The organism is Mycobacterium gordonae (assembly GCF_002101675.1).
GTDB lineage: Bacteria > Actinomycetota > Actinomycetes > Mycobacteriales > Mycobacteriaceae > Mycobacterium > Mycobacterium gordonae.
The window spans coordinates 1-23,388 of sequence record NZ_LQOY01000200.1 but is presented as its reverse complement, the minus strand read 5'-3'; the positions used below and the strand labels follow the sequence as shown (position 1 = coordinate 23,388).

Annotated in this window: 22 protein-coding genes and 1 pseudogene; 12 read left to right on the top strand and 11 right to left on the bottom strand. The window is 67.8% G+C overall.

Annotated features, from left to right (window positions below; translation table 11 throughout):
* The first annotated feature begins 50 nt into the window (after positions 1–50).
* The 5 genes from glnX (at position 51) to AWC08_RS25100 (ending at position 5,446) form a co-directional block, all read left to right on the top strand.
* On the top strand, positions 51–1,370 hold the full coding sequence (glnX, locus tag AWC08_RS25120) for a protein kinase G-activating protein GlnX (protein ID WP_065134601.1): 1,320 nt from the start codon (positions 51–53) through the stop codon (positions 1,368–1,370).
* Positions 1,367–2,332, top strand: coding sequence for a glutamate ABC transporter substrate-binding protein (locus tag AWC08_RS25115; RefSeq protein ID WP_372513481.1), 966 nt, complete (start codon positions 1,367–1,369; stop codon positions 2,330–2,332). Before glnX ends, AWC08_RS25115 begins: the two co-directional genes overlap by 4 nt.
* Positions 2,332–4,626, top strand: coding sequence for a serine/threonine-protein kinase PknG (locus AWC08_RS25110; protein WP_065134599.1), 2,295 nt, complete (start codon positions 2,332–2,334; stop codon positions 4,624–4,626). Before AWC08_RS25115 ends, AWC08_RS25110 begins: the two co-directional genes overlap by 1 nt.
* A 149-nt stretch (positions 4,627–4,775) precedes the next feature.
* Positions 4,776–5,195, top strand: a complete 420-nt coding sequence (locus AWC08_RS25105) for an Hsp20/alpha crystallin family protein (protein WP_065134636.1) — start codon at positions 4,776–4,778, stop codon at positions 5,193–5,195.
* An 11-nt stretch (positions 5,196–5,206) separates the two neighbouring features.
* Positions 5,207–5,446 (top strand): hypothetical protein, encoded by a 240-nt coding sequence (locus AWC08_RS25100; RefSeq protein ID WP_065134598.1) that lies wholly within the window; start codon positions 5,207–5,209, stop codon positions 5,444–5,446.
* Positions 5,447–5,638: 192 nt separating this feature from the next.
* Here the strand turns inward: AWC08_RS25100 and AWC08_RS25095 are convergent, their stop codons facing one another.
* Positions 5,639–6,295 carry a hypothetical protein gene (locus tag AWC08_RS25095; protein WP_232008061.1) on the bottom strand — a complete coding sequence of 219 codons (657 nt, stop codon included), beginning with the start codon at positions 6,293–6,295 and terminating at the stop codon, positions 5,639–5,641.
* A 101-nt stretch (positions 6,296–6,396) separates the two neighbouring features.
* On the opposite strand from AWC08_RS25095, the gene AWC08_RS25090 reads away from it, so the two are divergent.
* Together AWC08_RS25090 and AWC08_RS25085 are read left to right on the top strand one after the other, a co-directional pair.
* Positions 6,397–7,701 (top strand): DUF1800 domain-containing protein, encoded by a 1,305-nt coding sequence (locus AWC08_RS25090; RefSeq protein ID WP_065134597.1) that lies wholly within the window; start codon positions 6,397–6,399, stop codon positions 7,699–7,701.
* Positions 7,698–8,879: a DUF1501 domain-containing protein gene (locus AWC08_RS25085; RefSeq protein ID WP_065134596.1), complete on the top strand. Its 1,182-nt coding sequence runs from the start codon at positions 7,698–7,700 to the stop codon at positions 8,877–8,879. The genes AWC08_RS25090 and AWC08_RS25085 overlap by 4 nt, the downstream gene beginning before the upstream one ends.
* On the opposite strand, the gene AWC08_RS25080 is transcribed toward AWC08_RS25085, so the two are convergent.
* Genes AWC08_RS25080 through fgd form a run of 3 tightly spaced genes read right to left on the bottom strand, consistent with a single transcriptional unit; the run spans position 8,874 to position 13,102 of the window.
* Positions 8,874–10,019 (bottom strand): acetate kinase, encoded by a 1,146-nt coding sequence (locus tag AWC08_RS25080; protein ID WP_065134595.1) that lies wholly within the window; start codon positions 10,017–10,019, stop codon positions 8,874–8,876. The two genes, AWC08_RS25085 and AWC08_RS25080, sit on opposite strands and share 6 nt — an antisense overlap.
* Positions 10,012–12,081: a phosphate acetyltransferase gene (pta, locus tag AWC08_RS25075; RefSeq protein WP_069434847.1), complete on the bottom strand. Its 2,070-nt coding sequence runs from the start codon at positions 12,079–12,081 to the stop codon at positions 10,012–10,014. The genes AWC08_RS25080 and pta overlap by 8 nt, the downstream gene beginning before the upstream one ends.
* A gap of 10 nt (positions 12,082–12,091) precedes the next feature.
* Positions 12,092–13,102 carry a glucose-6-phosphate dehydrogenase (coenzyme-F420) gene (gene fgd, locus AWC08_RS25070; RefSeq protein ID WP_065134594.1) on the bottom strand — a complete coding sequence of 337 codons (1,011 nt, stop codon included), beginning with the start codon at positions 13,100–13,102 and terminating at the stop codon, positions 12,092–12,094.
* A 29-nt stretch (positions 13,103–13,131) separates the two neighbouring features.
* Between fgd and AWC08_RS25065 the strand changes: the two genes are divergently transcribed.
* The gene (locus AWC08_RS25065) at positions 13,132–13,884 is read left to right on the top strand and encodes an MBL fold metallo-hydrolase (RefSeq protein WP_069434846.1); all 753 of its coding nucleotides are present in this window, start codon (positions 13,132–13,134) and stop codon (positions 13,882–13,884) included.
* Positions 13,885–14,110: 226 nt separating this feature from the next.
* Complete coding sequence (locus AWC08_RS25060; protein ID WP_232008060.1) at positions 14,111–14,407, top strand: hypothetical protein; 297 nt, start codon at positions 14,111–14,113, stop codon at positions 14,405–14,407.
* Between the two features lie 20 nt (positions 14,408–14,427).
* Here AWC08_RS25060 and AWC08_RS25055 read toward each other — a convergent pair whose 3' ends face one another.
* The 6 genes from AWC08_RS25055 to AWC08_RS25030 are packed head-to-tail and all read right to left on the bottom strand — an operon-like array spanning position 14,428 to position 19,718.
* A complete protein-coding gene (locus AWC08_RS25055) occupies positions 14,428–15,756 on the bottom strand; it encodes an NtaA/DmoA family FMN-dependent monooxygenase (RefSeq protein WP_065131680.1) in 1,329 nt (442 codons plus the stop codon).
* Positions 15,756–16,868: an LLM class flavin-dependent oxidoreductase gene (locus AWC08_RS25050; protein WP_069434845.1), complete on the bottom strand. Its 1,113-nt coding sequence runs from the start codon at positions 16,866–16,868 to the stop codon at positions 15,756–15,758. Before AWC08_RS25050 ends, AWC08_RS25055 begins: the two co-directional genes overlap by 1 nt.
* A complete protein-coding gene (locus tag AWC08_RS25045) occupies positions 16,865–17,938 on the bottom strand; it encodes an LLM class flavin-dependent oxidoreductase (protein WP_085088358.1) in 1,074 nt (357 codons plus the stop codon). The genes AWC08_RS25050 and AWC08_RS25045 overlap by 4 nt, the downstream gene beginning before the upstream one ends.
* Positions 17,935–18,417 carry a GNAT family N-acetyltransferase gene (locus tag AWC08_RS25040; protein WP_065131683.1) on the bottom strand — a complete coding sequence of 161 codons (483 nt, stop codon included), beginning with the start codon at positions 18,415–18,417 and terminating at the stop codon, positions 17,935–17,937. The genes AWC08_RS25045 and AWC08_RS25040 overlap by 4 nt, the downstream gene beginning before the upstream one ends.
* The gene (locus tag AWC08_RS25035; protein ID WP_069434209.1) at positions 18,414–19,322 is read right to left on the bottom strand and encodes an SAM-dependent methyltransferase; all 909 of its coding nucleotides are present in this window, start codon (positions 19,320–19,322) and stop codon (positions 18,414–18,416) included. Before AWC08_RS25035 ends, AWC08_RS25040 begins: the two co-directional genes overlap by 4 nt.
* A gap of 12 nt (positions 19,323–19,334) precedes the next feature.
* Positions 19,335–19,718: a DUF3054 domain-containing protein gene (locus AWC08_RS25030; protein ID WP_065132968.1), complete on the bottom strand. Its 384-nt coding sequence runs from the start codon at positions 19,716–19,718 to the stop codon at positions 19,335–19,337.
* 35 nt (positions 19,719–19,753) lie between these two features.
* Between AWC08_RS25030 and AWC08_RS25025 the strand changes: the two genes are divergently transcribed.
* Genes AWC08_RS25025 through AWC08_RS25015 form a run of 3 tightly spaced genes read left to right on the top strand, consistent with a single transcriptional unit; the run spans position 19,754 to position 22,318 of the window.
* Complete coding sequence (locus tag AWC08_RS25025) at positions 19,754–20,944, top strand: acyl-CoA dehydrogenase (RefSeq protein ID WP_065132967.1); 1,191 nt, start codon at positions 19,754–19,756, stop codon at positions 20,942–20,944.
* 49 nt (positions 20,945–20,993) lie between these two features.
* Positions 20,994–21,710 carry a hypothetical protein gene (locus AWC08_RS25020; RefSeq protein WP_065132966.1) on the top strand — a complete coding sequence of 239 codons (717 nt, stop codon included), beginning with the start codon at positions 20,994–20,996 and terminating at the stop codon, positions 21,708–21,710.
* Positions 21,707–22,318 (top strand): hypothetical protein, encoded by a 612-nt coding sequence (locus AWC08_RS25015; protein WP_065132965.1) that lies wholly within the window; start codon positions 21,707–21,709, stop codon positions 22,316–22,318. Before AWC08_RS25020 ends, AWC08_RS25015 begins: the two co-directional genes overlap by 4 nt.
* Here the strand turns inward: AWC08_RS25015 and AWC08_RS25010 are convergent.
* A pseudogene (locus AWC08_RS25010) lies at positions 22,315–23,313 on the bottom strand (HNH endonuclease signature motif containing protein); the annotation flags it as partial. The gene AWC08_RS25015 and the pseudogene AWC08_RS25010 overlap by 4 nt on opposite strands.
* Between the last annotated feature and the right edge of the window lie 75 nt (positions 23,314–23,388).

Here is a 23,388-nt window from a genome sequence, read left to right as displayed (position 1 = left end):
AATTCGCTTATACGGGTTCGTAACATGGCCGAGATGAGGTCCGAGCAGACGTGACGGTTGAGCTGGCGCACCCGTCGACCGAGCCGATGGGATCGCGCTCGCCCGCAGAACCGGCTCATCCCCGCTGGTGGTTCATCTCGACCACGCCCGGGCGCATCCTCACCATCGGGATCGTGCTGGCGGCCCTGGGCGTGTCCAGCGCGTTCGCCACCTCGACCACCATCAACCACCGCCAGCAGGTGCTGACCACCGTGCTCGACCACACCGAGCCGCTGTCCTTTGCGGCCGGACGGCTCTACACCACGCTGTCAGTGGCCGACGCCGCCGCGGCGACCGCGTTCATCGCCCAGACCGAACCGCGTGCCGTGCGGCTGCGTTACGAGCAGGCCATCACCGATGCCGCGGTGGCGGTGACCCGGGCCTCCAGCGGCCTGACGGACGAACCGCTGGTGCAGCTGCTGGGCCGGATCAACGCCGAGCTGGCGGTCTATACGGGGCTGGTCGAGATCGCCCGCACCAACAACAGGGCGGGTAACCCGGTCGGCTCGTCCTACCTGTCGGAGGCCTCCGGGCTGATGCAGTCGCGCATCCTGCCCGACGCGCAACAGCTCTACCAGGCGACCTCGGCCCGGGTGGACAGCGAGACCACGGCATCCACTCAGATTCCGGCTCCGGTGATCCTGGTCGTCACCACCACCGTGGCCTTCGGCGCCTTCGCCCACCGCTGGCTGGCCCGTCGGACGCGGCGGCGCGTCAACCCAGGTTTGGTCGCCGGCGGTCTCGGTATCCTCATCATGGTGGTCTGGGTGGGAACGGCACTGACGATCTCGACGACGGCCAGTCGTAGCGCGAAGGACACGGCGGCCGAGTCGCTGCGGACCGTGACCAACCTCGCCATCACCGCCCAGCAGGCCCGCGCCGACGAGACGCTGTCGCTGATCCGGCGCGGCGACGAAGAGGTCCGCAAGCAGGCCTTCTACCAGCGGATCGACGCGATGCACCACCAGCTCGACGCCTACATGGCCCGCCGCGACGCCGTCGACAAGCCCGACCTGCAGGGCGCTGACCAGCTGCTGGTGCGCTGGCAGCAGGCCAACGACCGGATCAACGCCTACATCTCGGTCGGCAATTACCGGGCCGCCACGCAGGTGGCGCTCGGCAAGGGCGAGGACGACTCCACCCCCGCCTTCGACAAGCTCGACGAAGCCCTCACCAAAGCGATGGAGCAGAGCCGCAACCACCTGCGCAACGACGTCCTGAACGCCAAACGCGGCCTGGCCGGGGCGCAGGTCGGCGCGGTGGTGCTCAGCCTGGGTGCGGCAATCGCAGTGGCGCTGGGTTTGTGGCCCCGGTTGAAGGAATACCGGTGAGCGCGCGGCGGGTGGCGGCGCTGGCCGCAGCGGCGTTGCTGCTGGCCGGCTGCGGACATCCGGAGACGCTGAAGGTGGAGGTGACGCCGACGCTGCCGCTGCCGACGCCCGTCGGTATGCAGGAACTCCCCATGGAAGCCCCGCTGTCGCCGGACAACACCAGCCAGGACTGCAATCCGACCGCCAGCCTGCGCCCGTTCCCCAACAGGGCCGACGCGGACGCCGCGGTGGCCAACATCCGCGCCCGGGGCCGGCTGATCGTCGGCCTGGACATCGGCAGCAATCTATTCAGTTTCCGCGACCCGATCACCGGCGAGATCACCGGTTTCGACGTCGACATCGCCGGGGAGGTGGCCCGGGACATCTTCGGCGGGCCCTCGCACGTCGAATACCGCATTTTGTCGGCCGACGAACGCATCACCGCGCTGCAGCGCTCGCAGGTCGACGTGGTCGTCAAGACCATGACCATCACCTGCGAGCGACGCAAGCTGGTGAACTTTTCCACCGTCTACCTTGATGCGAATCAGCGGATCCTGGCCCCGCGAGACTCGGCGATCGCCAAGGTCTCCGATCTGTCCGGCAAGCGGGTCTGTGTGGCCCGGGGCACCACCTCGCTGCGCCGCATCCGTGAGATCACCCCGCCGGCGGTGATCGTGTCGGTGGTGAACTGGGCCGACTGCCTGGTGGCCATGCAGCAGCGCCAGATCGACGCCGTCAGCACCGACGACTCGATCCTGGCCGGACTCGTGGAAGAGGACCCCTACCTGCACATCGTCGGGCCGAACATGGCCACCCAGCCCTATGGGATCGGCATCAACCTCGACAACACCGGGCTGGTCCGGTTCGTCAACGGCACGCTGGAACGGATCCGCACCGACGGCACCTGGAACACGCTGTACCGCAAATGGTTGACAGTGCTGGGCCCGGCGCCCCTGCCGCCACAACCGAGGTACGTGGACTGATGGGGAAGCCGGCGCAAGAGGACCAGGAAGACCAGGCGGGTCAGGACATCTCGCCCGGCACGCAGCCGGTTGCCCAGGCCGAAGACGCCCAGACCGGCGCGACCGCGACCACGGGAAGGCCGCAGGCCACCCAGGCCCTGTTCCGGCCGGACTTCGACGACGACGATGACGACGATTTCCCGATCTCGCTGGGCAGCCTCGACACCCAGCCGCAGGATCGGATGTCGGTGGCCACCCGCGCGCTTCCGGCCGTCCGCCAGCTCGGCGGCGGCCTGGTAGAGATTCCCCGGACCCCCGACATCGATCCGCTCAAGGCGTTGATGAAGAACCCGGTGGTCCCGGAATCCAAACGGTTCTGCTGGAACTGCGGGCGGCCGGTCGGGCGGTCCGGTTCCGAGGGCAAGGGCACCTCCGAGGGCTGGTGCCCCTACTGCGGCAGCCCGTATTCGTTTCTGCCGCAACTGAACCCGGGCGACATCATCGCCAACCAGTACGAGGTCAAGGGCTGCATCGCGCACGGCGGCCTGGGCTGGGTCTACCTGGCCCTGGACCACAACGTCAACGACCGACCGGTGGTACTCAAGGGCCTGGTCCATTCCGGGGATGCCGAGGCCCAGGCCATCGCGATGGCCGAGCGGCAGTTTCTGGCCGAAGTGGTGCACCCCTCGATCGTGCAGATCTTCAACTTCGTCGAGCACAGCGACAAGCACGGCGATCCGGTCGGTTACATCGTCATGGAGTACATCGGCGGCCAGTCGCTCAAGCGGGGTCGCGGGGAGAACCTACCGGTCGCCGAGGCCATCGCCTACATCCTGGAAATCCTTCCGGCACTGAGCTATCTGCATTCCATCGGCCTGGTCTACAACGACCTGAAGCCGGAGAACATCATGCTCACCGAGGAGCAGCTCAAGCTGATCGACCTCGGCGCGGTGTCGCGGATCAACTCGTTCGGCTACCTGTACGGCACCCCGGGCTACCAAGCTCCCGAGATCGTGCGGACCGGGCCCACCGTGGCCACCGACATCTACACCGTCGGCCGCACCCTGGCGGCTCTGACGCTGACCCTGCGCACCCGCAACGGCCGCTACGTCGACGGGCTGCCCGACGACGACCCGGTGCTGGCGCAGTACGACTCGTTCGCGCGACTGCTGCGTCGCGCCATCGACCCCGACCCGCGACGACGGTTCACCAGTGCCGAGGAGATGTCGGGGCAGCTGATGGGCGTCCTGCGCGAGGTGGTGGCCCAGGACACCGGGGTACCGCGCCCGGGGTTGTCGACGATCTTCAGTCCCAGCCGATCGACGTTCGGCGTGGACCTGTTGGTCGCACACACCGACGTCTACCTGGACGGCCAGGTGCACTCCGAGAAATTGACCGCCAAGGAGATCGTCACCGCGCTGTCGGTGCCCTTGGTCGACCCGACCGACGTCGCGGCTCCGGTGCTGCAGGCGACGGTGCTCTCGCAGCCGGTGCAGACGCTGGACTCGTTGCGCGCGGCCCGCCACGGCTCCCTGGACGCCGAGGGACTGGACCTCAGCGAGTCCGTCGAGCTGCCGCTGATGGAGGTGCGGGCCCTGCTGGACCTGGGGGACGTCAGCAAGGCCACCCGCAAACTCGAGGACCTCGCCGAGCGGGTCGGCTGGCAGTGGCGGCTGGTCTGGTACCGCGGTGTGGCGGGCTTGCTCACCGGCGACTATGACTCCGCCATCAAGCATTTCACCGAGGTGCTCGACACCTTCCCCGGCGAGCTGGCGCCCAAGCTGGCGCTGGCTGCCACGTACGAACTGGCCGGTGAGCCCGACGAGCACAAGTACTACCAGACGGTGTGGGGCACCAACGATGGTGTGATCTCGGCGGCGTTCGGATTGGCCAGGGCCCGTTCGGCTTTGGGTGACCGTAGTGGCGCGGTGCAGACACTCGACGAAGTACCGCCCACCTCAAGGCATTTCACCACCGCCCGGCTGACCAGCGCGGTGACCCTGTTGTCCGGACGTTCGCAGAGTGAAATCACCGAGGAGCAGATCCGCGACGCCGCGCGCCGGGTGGAAGCGCTGCCGCCCACCGAACCCAGGGTGTTGCAGATCCGCGCGCTGGTGCTCGGCGGTGCGATGGACTGGCTGCAGGACAACGAGGCCAGCACCAACCACATTCTGGGCTTTCCGTTCACCGATCACGGACTGCGGCTGGGCGTCGAGGCGTCGCTGCGCAGCCTGGCCCGGGTGGCCCCCACCCAGCGGCACCGCTACACCCTGGTGGACATGGCCAACCAGGTGCGGCCGACCAGTACCTTCTGACCTGTAGCTCCACGCCCACAACGGAATTGACAAAATTTTCCGGTTAAGGATCTTGCGTTCGCACGCGCTCGGTGGTAAATCAAATGTATGCCAATTGGCATACATTTACTTTGGCTTTGACACCACATTGAGAGTTGGAGGTGGCGACGATGCTGATGCGAACCGATCCGTTCCGTGACTTCGAACGCTTCACCCGGCCGGTGTCGGGGACCGCGTCCCGCCCGTCGGTCATGCCGATGGACGCCTGGCGTGACGGCTCGTCTTTCGTCGTGGAATTCGACCTGCCCGGGATCGACGCCGATTCGCTGGATCTGGACATCGAGCGCAACGTGGTGACGGTGCGCGCGGAGCGCCCCGAAATCGAACCGGGCCGCGAAATGCTGGCCAGCGAGCGTCCGCGCGGAGTATTCAGCCGTCAGTTGGTGCTCGGAGACAACCTGGACACCGAGAAGATTGAAGCGTCCTACGACACCGGAGTGCTGACGCTGCGAATCCCGGTGGCCGAGAAGGCGAAACCGCGCAAGATCTCGATCGGGCGGAGCAACGGACACCAGGTCATCAACGCCTGATCGGGGGCGAGATGACCGGCCTGTTGGTTGAGGCGGAGCTGGATTTCGACGCCCTGGACGCTGAGGTGGCCGAGTTGATCGCCGAGGTCGACGCCATCTTGTGCGCGGCGGTGGCTGTCGCCCGGCGGCCACCCGCGCCGCCGGTGACGGCGAGCGTGGCGCTCCGTCCGTGGCACGGGCCGGCCCATTCGGTGCGTGCCGTTCAGCGCAGCCCTCCGGCTTCCCCGATAGTTGGCAGCACAACCGGGTAAATGAGAGGCAGGTGATGACATCACAGCAGACCTAGCCGAGCGGCCCGCACCCCGGCCATGATCGAGCGCGTTCATCTCAGATGAATCCCGCCACTGCCCACTGGGGCTTTCAGGCCGGGGCGGGCGCCGGCCGCCTTCCCGCTCTCCCTGATATCGAGTGTGCGGCTACCTGTGAAAGCAGTAGCCGCACAGTCAACTTCGGGAGCGCTCCGCTGCTGCCTCCAAGGCCTCGCGGACCCGCTGCATAATGACAGCTGGACGGTTCTCCGCGACCACCCGCACAATGATCCAGCCCATTCGCTCGAGCACCGTCTCCAGCCGCCGCAGTCCGGGCGAGCCTGGATGACAGGCTATGACGGCCAGCACGTCGTCGATCTTGAAACCCGTTGCGCGCGCTAACGAGTCGAGCCGCGCCACCCCGGACCGCGCGGCGCCGCGCCGGCCGATGTCGAAAGCGGTTCGCTCGGGCGTGGTGACACCAAGGCCGCTGATCACCTGGACTTCGCCGTCGAGTAACACGTCACGTCGCGTCAGCACGCCTTGTGGCGCCCTGGCGTTGGGGTGCACTAGTTCGATCGGAACGTCGTCGGGGATCCACCTCGCGCCATGCAGGGCCGCCGCGGCCGCGCCCGCGATAGTGCCCCTACGGCGCGACCACAACCAGGCCGCGACGGTGCGCTGCTGCAGCGACGGCTGCAGGCCTTTCGGCAGGTAGACATTCGCTAACACCGCCCAGTAATGCTTGCGCAGCTGATTGACCGAACCGTTCATCGGCATGACGGGTGACCGCGCCATCCGCCAGTGCTCGGCTTGGGCTGTCGCGCGTGCGGCCTGGGACTCGGTGTGCATGCTGGGAGCAGAATCGACCCGGATCCCACCCTGCACGCACAGGCGAAGCCGCTAGCGCACACTCAGCGAAAACATAGGTTTGCGCGCGACAGTGGTTCACTATGGCCGGGCAGTCCCCTCAGTGGATCGCGACGGCCCGCGTCCTGCGCAGGAGCGGGTTCGGGGCCACCGGCGCCGAAATAGACGCGGTGGTGGGCCGTGACTGGCCCAGCTACGTAACCGCCGCCCTGGCCGCCGATCCCGATGCCGACCGCGGCGCACTCGCTACCCCGATGCCGTCCCTCCCGCCACCCCGACCACCCGGTCGAGGCGCGACAACAGCGGCGCGGGCCCAATACCGGCGCCAGCTCACAGAGCAGACCGAAGAACTCACCCGCTGGTGGGTGAGCCGCATGATCGCCGCCGAACAGCCACTGCACGAGAAGCTGACGTTGTTGTGGCACAACCACTTCGCCACCTCGGCGCAGAAGGTGCGGATCGCGGCGTACATGGCGGCGCAGAATCAGAAGCTGCGCACCCTGAAGCTGGGCGACTTCCGGACTCTTGCCTACGCGATGCTCACCGACGCCGCGATGTTGCGCTGGCTGGACGGACAGCTCAACACCGCCAAGGCCCCCAATGAGAACCTGGCCCGCGAATTCATGGAGCTGTTCACCCTCGGCCACGACAACGGTTACACCGAGGACGACGTGCGCGCGGGTGCCCGCGCGCTGACCGGATGGACGATCAGCGACGGCCGGGCGGTGCTGGTAGCCCGCCGCCACGACCATGGCCCCAAGACGCTGTTCGGGGTCAGCGCAGATTTCGACGCCACCGGGTTCTGTGATGCCGTCCTGGCACGACCGGGTTCTGCGGCCCACGTCGCCGGGCGCCTGTGGCAACAATTGGTGTCCGACGAACCTCCCTCCGCGCCGGCGCTCGAGCGCATGGTCACCGCCTACGGCCCCCAGCGCGACCTGAAGGCACTGACCCAGGCCATCCTCACCGACGACGAGTTCACCGGCGGCCGCGGGACCGTCGTCAACACCCCGGTGGAATGGCTGGTCGGGGTGATTCGCGCGCTCAACGTTCCCGACCAGCACGGCAAGCTGATCGACACCACTCTCAAGGCACTGGGCCAGCGGCCGTTCTTCCCGACGGACGTCAACGGCTGGCCGCGCGGCCAGGTATGGCTGACCACCGCATCCGCGCGCACGCGCTGGCGCGCCGCGTCACAACTGGCGGGGACCGCTGACCTGTCGGTGATCGAGCGTGCCGGTGTCGCCGATCGGATCGATGCGGTCGGCCACCTGATTGGTGTGGGCGCCTGGACCGACCGCACGGTCGACGCACTGCGCCCGTTGGTTCGCAGACCCGCCCTGTTGGTGGCCGCCGCCGTCAACACACCCGAATACCTGACGTCATGAACCGACGCAGATTCCTGATGACCGGCGCCGGTGTCGGCGCGCTCGGCCTGTTGTCCGGCACCGTGGCGGTCGGTTGGGACGACCTGCTGCGCGCGGCGCATGACCGACCGCTTGCCGACCACGTCGGCATCCTGGTGATCGTCACCCTCTACGGCGGCAACGACGGCATCAACACCGTCATCCCGTACGCCGACCCCGCCTACCACGACGCCCGCCCGGACCTGGCCTACGCCCCCGAGGACGTCCTGCACCTCGACGACCAGCTCGGCCTGAACCCCGCGCTGCAGGGCCTGGCCCAGCTGTGGAGCGATCGGCACCTCGCGGTGGTGCGCGGCGTGGGTTATCCCAAGCCCGATCACAGCCACTTCCGGTCCATGGACATCTGGCAGACCGCGTCGCCGGACGCCCCGGAACCGACCGGCTGGATCGGACGGTGGCTGGACGCCACGGGGGACGACCCGCTGCGCGCGGTCAGCGTCGGCAGCGTGCTGCCGCTGCTGGCCGTGGGCGAAAAACAGACCGCTGCAGCGCTTTCCACCACTATGCTGCCGACACCGGGCAAGGGCATGTTCGGGCCGACGATCGAAGCCCTGGGCGTGGACGACCCCCGGGATACGCCCGCGATGGCGGCCGTACGCCAGTCCTATCGCGCCACGCGATCGACAGATGCGGCCTTCGAGAACCTGACGGGCACCGAGTCGACCAACGCCCTGGCCAGCCGGCTGAGCCTGGTGTCCGCCGCGATCATGGCCCGGGTGCCCACCCGGGTGTACATGGTCCATCTGGGCGGCTTTGACACCCATGCCGACGAGCGCGGCACCCAGCAACGCCTGCTGCAGACGTTCGACGAAGCACTGACCCCGTTCCTGACGCAGATGGCCGGCGATCCGTGCGGCCGCAACGTCGTGGTGCTGGCCTACTCGGAGTTCGGCCGCCGGGTGGCCGCCAACGCATCGCAGGGTACCGACCACGGCACCGCCGGACCGGTTTTCGTCGCGGGCGTTCCGGTCAGGGGCGGCTTCTATGGCGAGGAGCCGAGCCTGACCGACCTCGACCAGGGAGACCTCAAATACACCACGGACTTTCGCGACGTCTACTACGAACTGCTGGTGCGCACGCTGCGCACCGACCCCACACCGTCGGTCGGCACCGGCCGCAGCGGCCTGGGTTTCCTATAGCAGGCTGACGCAGTCGCGGGCGATGGCCAGTTCCTCGTTGGTCGGCACCACCAGGACGGCGATCCGCGACTCGTCGCCGGAGATTAGGCGCGCACCGGAGGTCCTGGCCGAGTTGCGGCCCTCGTCCAGCACGATGCCCAACTCGCCGAAGCCGGCCAACGCATCTCGGCGCACCGCCGCGTCGTGCTCGCCGATTCCGGCGGTGAAGGTCACCACGTCAGTGTGGCCCAGCACCGCCAGGTAAGCGCCAATGTACTTGCGCAACCGGTGGATGAACACGTCGTACGCCAATTTCGCTGCGGCGTCACCGGATTCGATCAGCTCCCGCAGCCGGCGGAAGTCGCGCTCGCCGGCCAGGCCCAGCACGCCGGACCGCTTGTTGAGCATTGACTCGATCTCGCCGACGTCCATCTTCGCGGTGCGCCACAGGTAGCTGAAGACACCCGCATCGATGTCACCGCTGCGGGTGCCCATCACCAGGCCCTCCAGCGGGGTCAAACCCATAGATGTCTCGACCGGGCGGCCGCCGGCAACGGCGGATGCCGACGCGCCGTTGCCCAGGTGCAGCACGATCTGGTTCAGCTCAGCTAAGGGGATGCCCAGGAAGTCCGCCGCCTGGCCGCTGACGTATTCGTGTGAGGTGCCGTGAAATCCGTACCGGCGGATCTGCCAGGCCTCGGCGAGCTCGCGGTCGATGGCGTAGGTCGCGGCGGCGGCGGGCAGGTGATGGAAGAACGCCGTGTCGAACACCGCGATGTGCGGCACGCCGGGCAGCAGCTTGCGCGCCACTTCGATGCCCTGCACGGCGGGCGGATTGTGCAGCGGGGCCAGCGGTGAAAGCTGGTCTAGTTCACCGATCACTTCGTCGTCCAGCAGCGTCGGACGATGAAAATGATTGCCGCCGTGCACAACCCGGTGACCGACCGCCGCCAGCCCGCAGTGCTGCAGATCGATGCCCTCGTCATTCAGCATCTCGAACGCTCGACGCAGCGCCGCCTCGTGGTCGGCAACCGGCGATGACGGTTCGCCGATCTGCTCGACGGTCCCGCCGGCCCGCGCGGCGCCGGAATCCGGGTCGACGAGCTGGAATTTCAGCGACGAGGATCCGGAGTTGATCACCAGCACCAGACGGTCACTCATGGCAGCCCTGCGCCTGAATCGCGGTGATGGCCACGGTGTTCACGATGTCTTCGACCAGCGCGCCGCGGGACAGGTCGTTGACCGGCTTGCGTAAACCCTGCAACACCGGGCCGATCGCGATGGCGCCCGCGGAACGCTGCACAGCCTTATAGGTGTTGTTGCCGGTGTTCAGGTCGGGGAAGATCAGCACCGTCGCGCGTCCCGCCACGGGCGAGTCGCGCATCTTGGTGGCCGCTACCGCCGGGTCGACCGCCGCGTCGTACTGGATCGGGCCCTCCACCAGCAGCCGCGGCTCGCGTGAGCGCACCAATTCCGTTGCTGCGCGGACCTTTTCCACATCGGCACCGGCGCCTGAGTCACCGGTCGAGTAGGACAGCATGGCCACCCGGGGCTCGATGCCGAACTGCGCCGCGGTGCGGGCCGAGGAGATCGCGATGTCGGCGAGCTGTTCGGTGGTGGGATTGGGAATGATGGCGCAGTCCCCATAGGCCAGCACCCGGTCCGGCAGACACATCAGGAAGATGCTGGACACCGTGGACACGTCGGGCACCGTCCGGATGATCTCCAATGCCGGCCGCACGGTGTGCGCTGTGGTGTGCACAGCACCGGACACCATTCCGTCCACCTTGCCGTTGTGCACCAGCATGGTGCCGAAATACGTTGCATCGTTCATGATTTCGCGCGCGTGCTCCAGGGTGACGCCCTTCGCCTTGCGCAGTTCGGCGTATTGCTGGGCGAATTGGTCGTGCAGGTCGCTGCCGCGCGGGTCGATCACCGTCGCGTCGTCCAAACTCACCCCGAGTTCGGCGGCGCGCAACCGGACCTGGGACTCGTCGCCCAGGATCGTCAGGTCGGCGACGCCGCGCTGCAACAGGCGGCCGGCCGAGCGCAGGATCCGGTCGTCCTCCCCCTCGGGCAGCACGATGTGCTTGCGGTCCGCCCGGGCACGTTGCTGCAACTGGTGGGTGAACATCTGCGGCGTGATGACGGTCGGAATCGGGATGGTGAGCTGCTCGAGCAGGTCGTCGATGTCGACATGGCGGTCCATCAGCTGCAGCGCGGTGTCGATCTTGCGCTGCGAGGACGCGGTCACCCGGCCGCGGGCGGTGGCCGCCGCGCTGGCCGTGTCATAGGTGCCCAGGTCGGTGGCGATGATGGGCAACCGCAGCCGCAACCCGGACACCAGGGCCGCGATCGACGGGTGCAGGTCGAAGCCGCCGTTGAGTATCAGGCAGGACAGAGACGGAAACCCTGCTGCGGCATGGGCACTGGCGACAGCGAGCACCACGTCCGAACGGTCACCCGGGGTGATCACCGCCATGCCGTCGCGCAGCCGCTCAAGGCAGTGGTCGGCGGTCATGCCTGCGACCATCACGCCCATCACCTCGCGCTGGGCCAGTTGCTCGTCACCGCGGATCGGTGTCCCGTTGACCGCCCTGGTCAATTCGGCGACGGTCGGCGCGGCCAGCAGGGGCTCCTCGGGCAACACGTAGGCCCGCGGGGTGAATTTGCGCAACGCGTCCGCGACGGCCTGCATGTCGCCGGGTTCACACCGGTTGGCGACGACGGCCGCGGTGTGGGCCCGCTGCGCGGACAATTCCGCCAGACACACCTCCACGACACTGGCAACCTCATCGGGCGTGCGGCCCTTGCCACGCACTGTCAGCAGCACCGGCGCACCGAGGTTGACCGCGATGCGCGCGTTCACCGAGAGCTCGGCCGGGCTGGTGACGTCGGTGTAGTCGCTTCCGACGATCACGACGGCGTCGCAGTGTTCGGCGACCGCGTGGTACGCGTCGACGATGCCGGCGATCGCGGCGTCGCTGTCGTCGTGCAACTGCTGATAGGTCACCCCGACGCACTGTTCGTAGGTCAGGCCGGCCGTGGAGTGCTCGAGCAGCAGTTCCAGGATGTAGTCGCGACTCTCGTTATGTCGCGTAATGGGCCGGAACACACCGACTTTGGCGACGTTTGCGGCCAGCCGATGGATCAGGCCCAGCGCGATCGTCGACTTCCCGGTCTCCGATTCGGGCGCCGCGATGTAGATGCTGGAGGCGGGCACGGCTGGCGTGTCAGCCAAGTCTACGCAGTCGCGGCGCCAGGTCTTTCTCGAACAACTCCAGGAACCGTCGTTGGTCGTGGCCGGGCGCGTGGAACACCAGGTGGTTCAGGCCCCACGTCACGTACTGGCCGACCTTCTCGACCGCCTCGTCCGGGTCGGCGGCGACGATCCAGCGTTTGGCGATCTGCTCGATCGGCAGTGCGTCGGCGGCCTTCTCCATCTCGATCGGGTCGTCGATGCTGTGCTTCTGCTCGGCGCTGAGCGACAGCGGTGCCCAGAACCGGGTGTTCTCCAGCGCCAGGTCCGGGTCGGTGTCGTAGGAGATCTTGATCTCGATCATCTTGTCGATGTCGTCGTCGTTGCGGTCGGCCGCCGCGGCGCCTTCCTTCACGGCCGGGATGAGCTTTTCGGTGTAGAGCTCCTCCCCCTTGCCGGAAGTGCAGATGAAGCCGTCGCCGGCGCGGCCGGCGTACTTCGCGACCGCCGGCCCGCCGGCGGCGATGTAGACGGGCACGCCGCCTTCGGGCACGTCGTAAATCGAGGCGCCCTTGAGCCGGTAGTACTCGCCGTCGAAGTCGACGCGGTCCCCGCGCCACAGCTCGCGCATCAGTCGCACCGACTCGCGCAGCCGGGCGAACCGTTCCTTGAATTCAGGCCAGGCGCCTTCGTATCCGGTGGCGATCTCGTTCAGCGCTTCGCCGGTGCCGACGCCGAGGAACACCCGGCCCGGGTAAAGACACGACATGGTGGCGAAGGCCTGCGCGATGACGGCGGGGTTGTACCGGAAGGTCGGGGTGAGCACCGAAGTGCCCAGCTGCAGCCTTTCGGTGCGCTCGCCCACCGCGGTCATCCACGCCAGCGAGAACGGGGCGTGCCCGCCTTTGTGCCGCCAGGGCTGGAAGTGATCGCTGACGGTGGCGCTGTCCATGCCATGTCCTTCGGCGAGGACGGCCAGTTCGACGAGCTCACGCGGTGCGAATTGTTCGGCGGACGCCTTATATCCAAGTTTCAGTTCAGCCACCAGTCTTTTCTACTCCTAGGCTGTTGGGCATGTCCGGGGAGACGCAGCTCATCCAGATCACCGACACCGTTCACCTCGCCCACGGGCCCGCCGTCAATTGGACGCTGGTCACCGACGACTCCGGCGTCATGCTGATCGATGCCGGCTATCCGGGCGACCGCGAAGAGGTGCTGGCCTCGCTGCGCACGCTGGGTTACGGGCCGGGCGACGTACGCGCGATCCTGCTCACCCACGCCCATATCGACCATCTGGGCACGGCGATCTGGTTCGCCGCCGAGCACGGCACGCCGGTGTACTGCCACGCCGACGAGGTGGGTCACGCCAAGCGTGAATATCTGGAACAAGTGGCGATCGGTGATCTCGCACTGCGGCTCTGGCGGCCGCGCTGGGCGGTGTGGACCGTGCACGTGGTGCGCAGCGGCGGCCTGATCCGCGCCGGGATTCCGACCACCCAGCCACTGACGCCGGACGTTGCCGCCGGGCTGCCTGGCCGTCCGCGGCCGGTGTTCAGTCCCGGCCACACCAACGGTCACTGTTCCTACGTGGTCGACGGGGTGTTGGCCAGTGGTGACGCGTTGATCACCGGCCATCCACTGATCCGCCACGACGGGCCCCAGCTGCTGCCGGCCATCTTCAGCTACAGCCAGGCCGAATGCATCCGGACCCTGTCGGTGCTGGCTGAGGTAGAGACGGAGGTCCTCGCTCCCGGTCATGGCCCACTCTGGCGGGGCCCGATCCGCGAAGCGACAGACGCCGCATTGCGGCGGGCCGGGGCGGGCTGATCCCGGCGTCGCTAAATTACGTACCCGAAAATAAGTGCGGAATTCCAGAAACCAGCGCGCTATCGTCATGGTTCAGTGCAGCGGATCGTCGGCGCAACGCGTCAGCGTCACCCCGCTCGCAGCCGCCGAGCCTGACTCGGTTAGCCGATATGTATTTTGACCGCGGAGCAATCCGCTGCCTGGGAACGGCGCGGAATCATAGAGAGGAAACGACATGGTAAGCACGGTGAAGCGAACTCTCGCCGGCGTTCTGATCACAGCCTTCGGCGCAGTCGCCTCTTTGTGGCTCACTGCCTTGGGGCCGGGCACCGCGACTGCGCACGCGGACCTGGTGTATGACCCTGTCGGACACGGCACTTGGTGCCCGGGAGACCCCGTTTGGTGGCAGATCCGGGACTTGGCGGCCGGCTGGGACATGAACACCTGCCATGAAGTCCACCAGGTATCCGGAGGCGTCTGGGCCGAGGGCCCGCTTCCGCCGGGCACGTTCGTCTGCCCGCCCATCTCCTTCATGTGCCCCTGACCGGTGGGCCCGCTGGGAGGCTATCCGCTGCCCGACTCGCTCAATCCCAGATTCCCCCGCAGCGTCGCAGCCGGGTACTCGGTGCGAAACGCCCCGCGCTCCTGCAGCAGCGGGACCACGCGGTCGACGAAGTCGTCGAGGCCGTGCGGCGTCAGGTGCGGCACCAGAATGAAGCCGTCGCAGGCATCGGCCTGCACGTAGCGGTCGATCTCACCGGCGATATGGGCGGCGGTCCCCACGAACTGCTCCCGGCTGGTCACCGCGATCACCAGCTCGCGGATGGACAGTTTCTCCGCTTGCGCCCGCTCCCGCCAGCGCCGCGCCACCGCGATGGGGTCGCCGTGGCGCACCCGTCCCTGGGTGATGTCACTGTCGAGGACCGGGTCGAACTCGGGCAGCGGGCCGTCCGGGTCGAAGTCGGAAAGTTCGCGTCCCCAGACCTGTTCCAGCATCAGGATCGCCGTCGCCCCGGTGACCTGCTGACGACGGATGTGCCGGGCTTTGTCCTCGGCTTCGTCGGCGGTGTCGCCGATGACGAAGGTAGCCGCCGGAAACACCTTGAGCTGGTTGGGATCCCGGCCGAACTTGCGGGCCCGTGCCTTGACATCGGCGTAGTAGCGCCGCCCGTCCTCCAGGGAGCCGTGCAGCGTGAACAGCGCGTCGGCATAGCGGGCGCCGAAATCGCGTCCCTCGTCGGAGTCGCCCGCTTGCAGTAGTACCGGGTGGCCTTGCGGGCCCGCCGGCAGCGTCGCGAAGCCGCGGACGTCGAACTGCGAGCCTGTGAATTCGACGCTGCGGATCCCGGCCGGGTCCACATAGACACCGTCCTGGCGCACCACCGCATCCGGCGCCCAGCTGTCCCAGAACCGCCGGGCCACCGTGACGAACTCCTCGGCCCGCCGGTAGCGGTCGGCGTGGGCGAGGAAGCCGCCCCGGCGAAAGTTGGCGCCGGTGAACGCATCCGAGGACGTGACGATATTCCAGCCGGCGCGGCCGTCGGATAGGTGATCGAGGGTGGCGAATTGCCTTGCCACTTCGAAGGGTTCGTTGAAGGTGGTGTTGATGGTGCCGGTCAGACCGATGCGGTCGGTGACGCCGGCCAGGGCCGCCAGCACGGTGAACGTGTCCGGCCGGCCCACCACGTCCAGGTCGTGGATGCGGCCCCGGTGCTCGCGCAGCCGCAACCCTTCGGCGAGGAAGAAGAAGTCGAACAATCCGCGTTCAGCGGTGCGCGCCAGGTGCGCGAACGACTCGAACTCGATCTGGCTGCCCGCGCTCGGGTCGGTCCATACCGTGGTGTTGTTGACGCCCGGGAAGTGGGCCGCAAGATGAATCGGCTTGCGGCTCATCAGGTCAGACCCCACCTCTGCGCAATCAGTTCGTGCGAGCGCAACCGGTCGGAGTGACTGTGGGTGACGGAAGTGACGACGAGTTCGTCGGCACCGGTCACCCGCTGTAACGCCCGCAACCTTTCGGCGACCTCGTCCGGGTTGCCGACGAATCGTGTTGCGAGCCGGTCCTTTACCAGCTCATACTGCTCGTCGGTGAGCGGTCCACAGTCCTCGGGAGCCGGATAGGGCATCGCGCCGACGCCGGTTCGGATGGAGTAGACCCAGTGGCCGTAACCGGCGGCCAACTGCCGAGCGCGCTCGGCGTCGTCGGCGACCACGATGTCGGCGGACACCACGACGTAAGGCTCGGCCAGCGCCGCCGACGGCACGAACGTGTCGCGGTAGGCCTCGATCGCCTCGAGCGCGGTGGCCGGAGTGATGTGATAGCTGGCCACGAACGGCAGCCCCAAAGCTCCGGCCACCCGGGCGCTTTGGCCCCGGGTGCTGCCGAAGACCCACGGCCGCAACCCGCATCCTTCGCCGGGCACCGCATGCACGTCGAACCCGCCCGCGCAGTAGGTGCCGTCCAACAGCGCGAGGATGTCGTTGAGCTGCTCGGCGAAGTCCGGCGATACCGCCTCGGGCTGTTGCAGGATCGCCATGGTGGCCGCCAGCTGTTCGAGGTCGAGCATCCCGCGTAGGTCGAAGGGTGTCGGAATCACCACGCCGTCCACCTCGTGCCACACCCGCGGTGGCCGCGGCTCGCGTGGTTTCTTCGGTTTGCCCTCCTCGGAGCGACGCTGCCCGGACCGGCCGACACCGAGGTCGATCCGTCCAGGGTAGAAGGCGTCGAGCATGCCGAAGTTCTCGACCACCGCGACGGCGGTGGTGTAGCCGAGTTGCACCGCCGCCGCGCCCACCCGAATTGTGTTGGTAGCAGCTGCGATCTGACCGATCAGCAGGGCGGGCGACGAGCTGGCGACACCCACGAAGTGATGCTCGGCGATCCAATAGCGCCGGAAGCCCCACCGCTCGGCGTGCCGGGCCAGATCAATGGTGTTGTGCAGCGCGGTGCGCGCGTCGCTGCCCGCGCTGATCGGCGCCAGGTCCAGGATCGACAACGGAATCATCGGCGCACCCCCTGATATCGGTTGACGGCCAACGGAAGTCCGAGTCGCTCGCGCAGCGTTTCGCCATCGCGGTAGGCAGCGCGAAACTCGCCCGCGCGCTGCAATAGCGGCACCACCTCGTCGACGATCACCGGGAGGTCGGTGGCGTGCACGGCGGGACGCAGCCGCACACCGTCGACGCCGGCGAGCTGCCACTGCAGCAGCATGTCCACCAGTTCGGCTGCACTGCCACCCCAGACCAGCGTGTCGGACCGGAAATCGGTTGCACCGTGGAACGAAACCACCACGTCGGCAAAGACTTTCAGATGCTCGCCGGCCTCGCGTACGTCGTCCACCAGACCCTGTACCGACGTGTCGGCGGGAGTCACGAACACGAGGTCAGCGGTTTGGGCCGCGAATTCGTAGACCGGCCTGGCGTGCGCCAGGACGGCGATGACCGGCTGACCCTGCGGCGGACGGGGCGTGATCGACGGCCCCTTCACCGAGAAGTACTGACCGGCGAAGTCGATGTAGTGCAGCTTGTCCCGGTCGATGTAACGCCCGGTGGCGACGTCACGGATCACCGCGTCGTCCTCCCAGCTGTCCCACAACCTGCGCACCACATCGACATAGTCCCGGGCCTCGGGGAACAACTCCTCGGGTCGCACGGTACGCCTGCCGAACAGCGCCGCCTCGTGCGTGGTGACGCTCACCCGGGGCTGCCAACCGGCCCGGCCGTGAGAGACATAGTCAAGGGTGGCAACGGCTTTGGAGATATGGAACGGCTCGGTGTGGGTGACCGTCGCCACCGGGATCAGCCCGATATGCCGGGTGACCGGCGCCACGCGGGCAGCGACGAGCACCGCGTCGCCGCGCCCGGCCAGCCGGTTGGGGTCGATGCGCTCGCGGCGCCCGGGCTGGGGCATCAGCGAATCGTCGATGGTGAGGAAGTCCAGCAGTCCGCGCTCGGCTGTGACCGCCAGGTCCGCCCAATAGCGCCCGCTGAGCACGGAGCGGGTTTCGTCGGCCAGCGCCCAGGCCTGCGTGTGCCAGCCGTATCCGTCCAGCGCGACCCCGAGATGAAGCGTCACCGGAGTGCCTTCAGAAACGCGATCGGGAACACCGGGCCTTGGGATGGCAGAGGTTCGGACAACCGGGTGTATCCGGTCGCTTCGTAGAGCTTCTCGGCCTCAGGCTGACGGTCGCCGGTGATGAGGTACACCCTGGTGTAACCCCGAACGGCGATCTCCGATTCCAGCGCAGCCAGCAGAGTCTTGGCGTAGCCGCGGCGACGGTGGTCGCGGTGCGTCCAGACTCGCTTGAGCTCGGCGGTGTCGGCATCGAAGCGGCAGAACGCGCCCCCTGTTACGGGTTCGCCGTTCAGCAGACCCAACAACATCCCGCCGTGCGGAGGCGAGAACTCGCCGTCCGGGCCGTCTACGAGCCACTCGGCGATGCGTTGCGGGTCCGCGCCGTACCGCCGGGCGTACTCGTCAGCCAGCTCGACCAGCAGCGGTTGGGCCAGCGGGTCGTCCAGGGCGGCCGGCACGAAGCGCAGCTCACCCGTCACCGGTCACCCAACGTCGCGGTGACGTAGCGGGGGGTGACCGCGAGATCGTGCGGGGTGACCCGCCGGCGCCCCGCCAGACCGACGGTGGCCAGCAACTCGACGAGGGTCTTTTCGGTGGTCCGCCAGCCGTGTGCCTCGAGATTCTCAGGAAGGGAACCGAATTCGGCGGAATAGGTCAGCTTGGCCAGGTCGATGTCCAGACCCTCCTGCCGCCAGCCTTCGATGAAGGCCCGACCCTCCTGCAACTGCGCCTCGGTCCACGGCATGTGGTCGGCGGCAAACCGGCTGCCGGCCGCGCTGGCGGCGCTGAGCTGATGCAGCAGCCGATCCTGCGCGTCCGGCGGCAGGTAGCCGATCAACAGGTTTTCGGCGATCCAGACCGTCGGTTGGTCGGGATCGAACCCGACGCGCCGCAGCGCCGTGAGCCAATCGTCGCGGAGGTCGACTCCCACGGCGCAGTGATGCGCGGTCAGCTTCCCGCCCAGCGCCCGCAGCACCTCCGCCTTGAAATCCATCACTCCCGGCTGGTCGCACTCGTACACCGTTGTCCCAGGCGGCCACCACAATCGGTAAGCCCGGGTGTCCAGCCCACAGCCGAGATTGACCGCCTGGCGGATACCCGCTCGCGCGGCGCGGGTCAGGTACTCGTCCAGGAACCGGCCGTGCACGGCAAGGATGTTGAGCATCCCGTACATGACCGGGTCGCCACCGCCGTCGGCCGCATACTGCTCGTCCTCGATCACCCGGACGAAATACTCGACGCCCGCGGCACGCACCAGCGGCTTGGCGAAGGGATCGTTGATCAGCCCCTTGTTGGTTCCCACCGCCCTGGCAACAGCGCCGAACGTCGCCGTCATGCCGACACCGGTGGCCGGGTCCCAGGTGTCGCCGTCGGTGCGTACCATCTGGTCGGGCCGTCAGCCGTCCGAACCGTGCCGGCCCGCGCGCGCCGAGAAGGCTGTGACGGCCGCCCGCCAGCCGAGCAGGAACACCGCTGTCACCGTCGAGGCCACCACCACGAAGGCCCCCGCCACGCTCGCCGAACTGGCTTTGCGTAGCAGCATTCCGAGCACCACCGTCGATATCCAGACGGTCACCCCGGTAGGCACCACAGCCGTCGGGCGCCGCCAGCCGCGCGATATGAGCCAGCCCAGGGCCGTGCCGCTCAGAAACGGCCAGGCGGTGGTGGCCAGCCCGCTGACGTTGACGCCTTCATCGTGGCTGCGCCGCCCGAGGGCACAGAAAACCAGCACAGCCAGCACGTCCACACCGAGCCACGCCAGCCCTCGCCGCGGTTGCATGCAGCGAGACTACCGGGCCGGGGCAGGATTGACTCATGAGCACAGACACGACGCCGCGCGCTTTCGATCCCTTTGACCCGCTGGGGCTGGACGCGTCGCTGTCCAGCGACGAGATCGCCGTGCGGGACACGGTGCGCGCGTTCTGCGCTGAACAGGTCTTGCCGCATGTCGGCCAGTGGTTCGAGGACGGCGACCTGCCGGTGGCCCGGGACCTGGCCAAGCAGTTCGGCGAACTCGGTCTGCTCGGCATGCATCTGGAGGGCTACGGCTGCGGCGGCGCGTCCGCCGTGCACTACGGTCTGGCCTGCCTGGAGCTGGAGGCCGCCGACTCCGGCATCAGGTCGCTGGTGTCGGTGCAGGGGTCGCTGGCGATGTTCGCGATCTGGAACAACGGGTCGGAGGAGCAGAAGCAGCGGTGGTTGCCGGGCATGGCGGCCGGCGAGGTGCTCGGCTGCTTCGGGCTGACCGAACCCGACGCGGGATCGGACCCGGCCGCGATGAAGACGCGGGCCCGGCGCGACGGTTCCGATTGGGTGCTCAACGGGCGCAAGATGTGGATCACCAACGGGTCGATCGCCGACGTCGCTGTGGTGTGGGCCGCGACCGACGAAGGGGTCCGCGGTTTTATCGTCCCGACGGACACACCGGGGTTCTCCGCCAACACCATTCACCACAAGCTCTCGCTGCGGGCGTCGATCACCAGTGAGTTGGTGCTCGACGACGTGCGGCTGCCGGACGAGGCGCTGTTGCCGGGCGCGGTGGGCCTCAAGGGGCCGCTGGCCTGCCTGTCCGAAGCGCGCTATGGCATTGTCTGGGGCTCCATGGGTGCGGCGCGTTCGGCCTGGCAGTCTGCCCTGGAGTACGCCGGTCAGCGCACCCAGTTCGGACGCCCGATCGCCGGTTTTCAGCTGACCCAGGCCAAGCTGGTCGACATGGCGGTCGAACTGCACAAGGGGCAGTTGCTGTCGCTGCACCTGGGTCGCCTCAAGGACAGCGTGGGGTTGCGTCCGGACCAGGTGAGTTTCGGCAAGCTGAACAACACCCGGGAGGCGATCGAGATCTGCCGTACCGCGCGAACGATACTGGGCGGCAACGGAATATCGCTGGAGTATCCGGTGGTCCGGCACATGGTCAACCTGGAATCGGTTCTGACTTACGAGGGCACTCCCGAGATGCATCAGCTGGTCCTCGGTCAGGCATTCACCGGCATCGCCGCATTCCGGTGATGCGGCGCTTCCGCCCACGGCGGAAGACATCGAGCCATACACTTGCCGCGTGAACCTCAGCAAAGCCCTTGCCGGTGTAGTGATGGCCCCTGTCCGGGCCGGCGTCGCGGTGGCCGATGCCGGACTCGCCGTGGGTGCCATCGCGCTCGGGGCCGTGAAGCAATCCCTGGGCGAGGAAGGCCCGAAGACGGTTGACCCCATCACCGACCTGTTCCCGCTGCGCGGCGCGCTCATCGGCGCCAATCGCGTTGCCGAATTGACCGAGAACGACCGGGCAATGGGGCGCGCCCTGGTCCGCGGCGGGCCGGCGGACAAGCTGATGCGCCCGGGTGGGGTTGTCGACCTGTTGACCGCGCCCGGCGGTCTACTGGATCGGGTCACCGTTGAAGGAAGCGCGCTGGAACGGATTCTGGAGCCCGGCGGGCTGGCGGATCGGCTGCTGGCGAAGGACGGGCCGCTAGAGCGGATGTTGGCCGAGGACGGGATTATCGAGCGGATGTTCGCCGAGGACGGCGTCGTCGACAAGCTGCTGGCTAAGAATGGTCCGCTCGAGCAGTTCACCGAAGCCGCGGAAATTTTGAGCCGGCTGGCGCCCGCCGTGGAGAGGATGACGCCCACGGCTGACACCCTCGAGTCTGCAGTCGATAGCCTGAACAGGATGATCAACTCGCTGAGCGGCATCACCGAACGCATTCCGCGGCGGCGGTCGGCGCGGCCGGCGGTGCGCGCCAAGCGCAGCCTGGACCAGGATGCCATCGAACAGTGAAATCGCTTGCCCGCCTTGGATTGATCGCTGCACTGTCGCTGTTTCTGGCGCCGACGGCAGCGGCCGACCCTGCCGGTGGGCTGCCCCCGATGACCTCCACCGGCAGTGGGCCCGTTGTCGGTGGTGGTGGCGGCGGTAACGCGAGCGCGATCGCCCAACAGCTGTTCAGCTTCCACGACCCGAACGTGCAGGAGGTCGACGGCTCCGACGCGGCGCAATTCATCACTGCCGCAGCCGCCGTCACCAATCGCGACCTCGCCACCGTTTTTCAGCCGCTGCAACGGGCGCTGGGTTGCCAGGCGAACGGAGCCGGATTCGGCGCACGCGCCTATCGCCGGGCCGACGGGCAATGGGGCGGGGGGATGCTGGTGATCGCCAAGAGCGGCGTTTCAGACGTCGATGCGCTGACCGCCTGCGCCAAGAACAGCTGGCGCCGGGCGACCATGGGCACGCCGACGTCGATGTGCAACAGCGGATGGAGTTACCCGCCATACAGTTTCACCCACAAGGGTGAGGGCTATTTCGTCCTGCTGGCCGGGACGAACTCAGACTTCTGCAATCCTCCGAATGCCAACTTCCGGAGTACCGCGAGCTCCTGGCCCACCTAAAACGGTGGGGGTTCGTTGTCGGGTGGGCCGGTGGCGGCGATGCGCTCTTTTCGATTCTGGCGGCGTTCGGCGGCCACGCGGTGGGCGCGGTCTTGGGCGCGGGTGCGGCGGCGGGTGGGCATCATCGCGGTGCGCTCGGCGCAGTAATCGGCCGGTGGGGTTTGGGCTTCGGGGGCGGGCATGCCGCCCACGGCGTGACACAGGCTGGGAAACAGCAGGGCACTGCCCGGGGTGGTGACGTGGGTGTCCCCGGCCGGGGAGGTCAGGATCAAGGTGCCATCAGCGAGTTGCTGGTCGGTCCAGCCCCAAAACGTTTTCATCAGGTGATGGGTGCGGCAGTAGCACTTGAGGTTGCCCGCATGAGTGGGACCGCCCTGGGCATAAGGCAGGGTGTGGTCAACATCGCAGGCGGTGGCCGGCACCTCACAACCGGGCCACCGACACGTCAGATCCCGCGCCCGCACGAAGTCGGCCAGCGCGCTCGAGGGAGTGTAGTGCGGTTCGGGCAAGTGATAGCCCGGGTGGACCAGCGGCACCCGCCGGGCCGTCAACGCCAACTCGTGGAGCAGTTCGGGGGTGATCAGGTCCTCGGCCCCGAACACCCGGGCCGGGCGGTCGGCGGTGCCGTTGAGGGTGGCCTGCTCGGCGATCACATGGATCACCACCGGCGACGACGGCTTGCGGTCGGCGGCGCTGCAATCGCGGCGCCCGCACTCACAGCCCAACCGGGTGGCATCAGCGGCCAGGGCGCCCAACGCATCAGCGCGGCGCTGAGCGGCGGTGCGCGGATCATTCGGACACACCGTGCCCGCCAGCGCGGACAGCCGCGCATCCACCGCCTGGGCATCGGTGCTGCGCAGCCGCCCCTCGATCTGACACAGCCCGTCTAACTCCGCGCTGATCCACACCTCCCGATCAGCCTGGGTCTTGGTGCGCCGCCGCACCGCATCGACATCAGCAGCCAAGACGATCTGATCCACCTTCTGCGACAACTGTCAATGGACATCGGAAACTGCCCGTGGGCGGACATGAGAACTGCCTGTAGGTGGCCAATAAGAACTGCCCAGTGG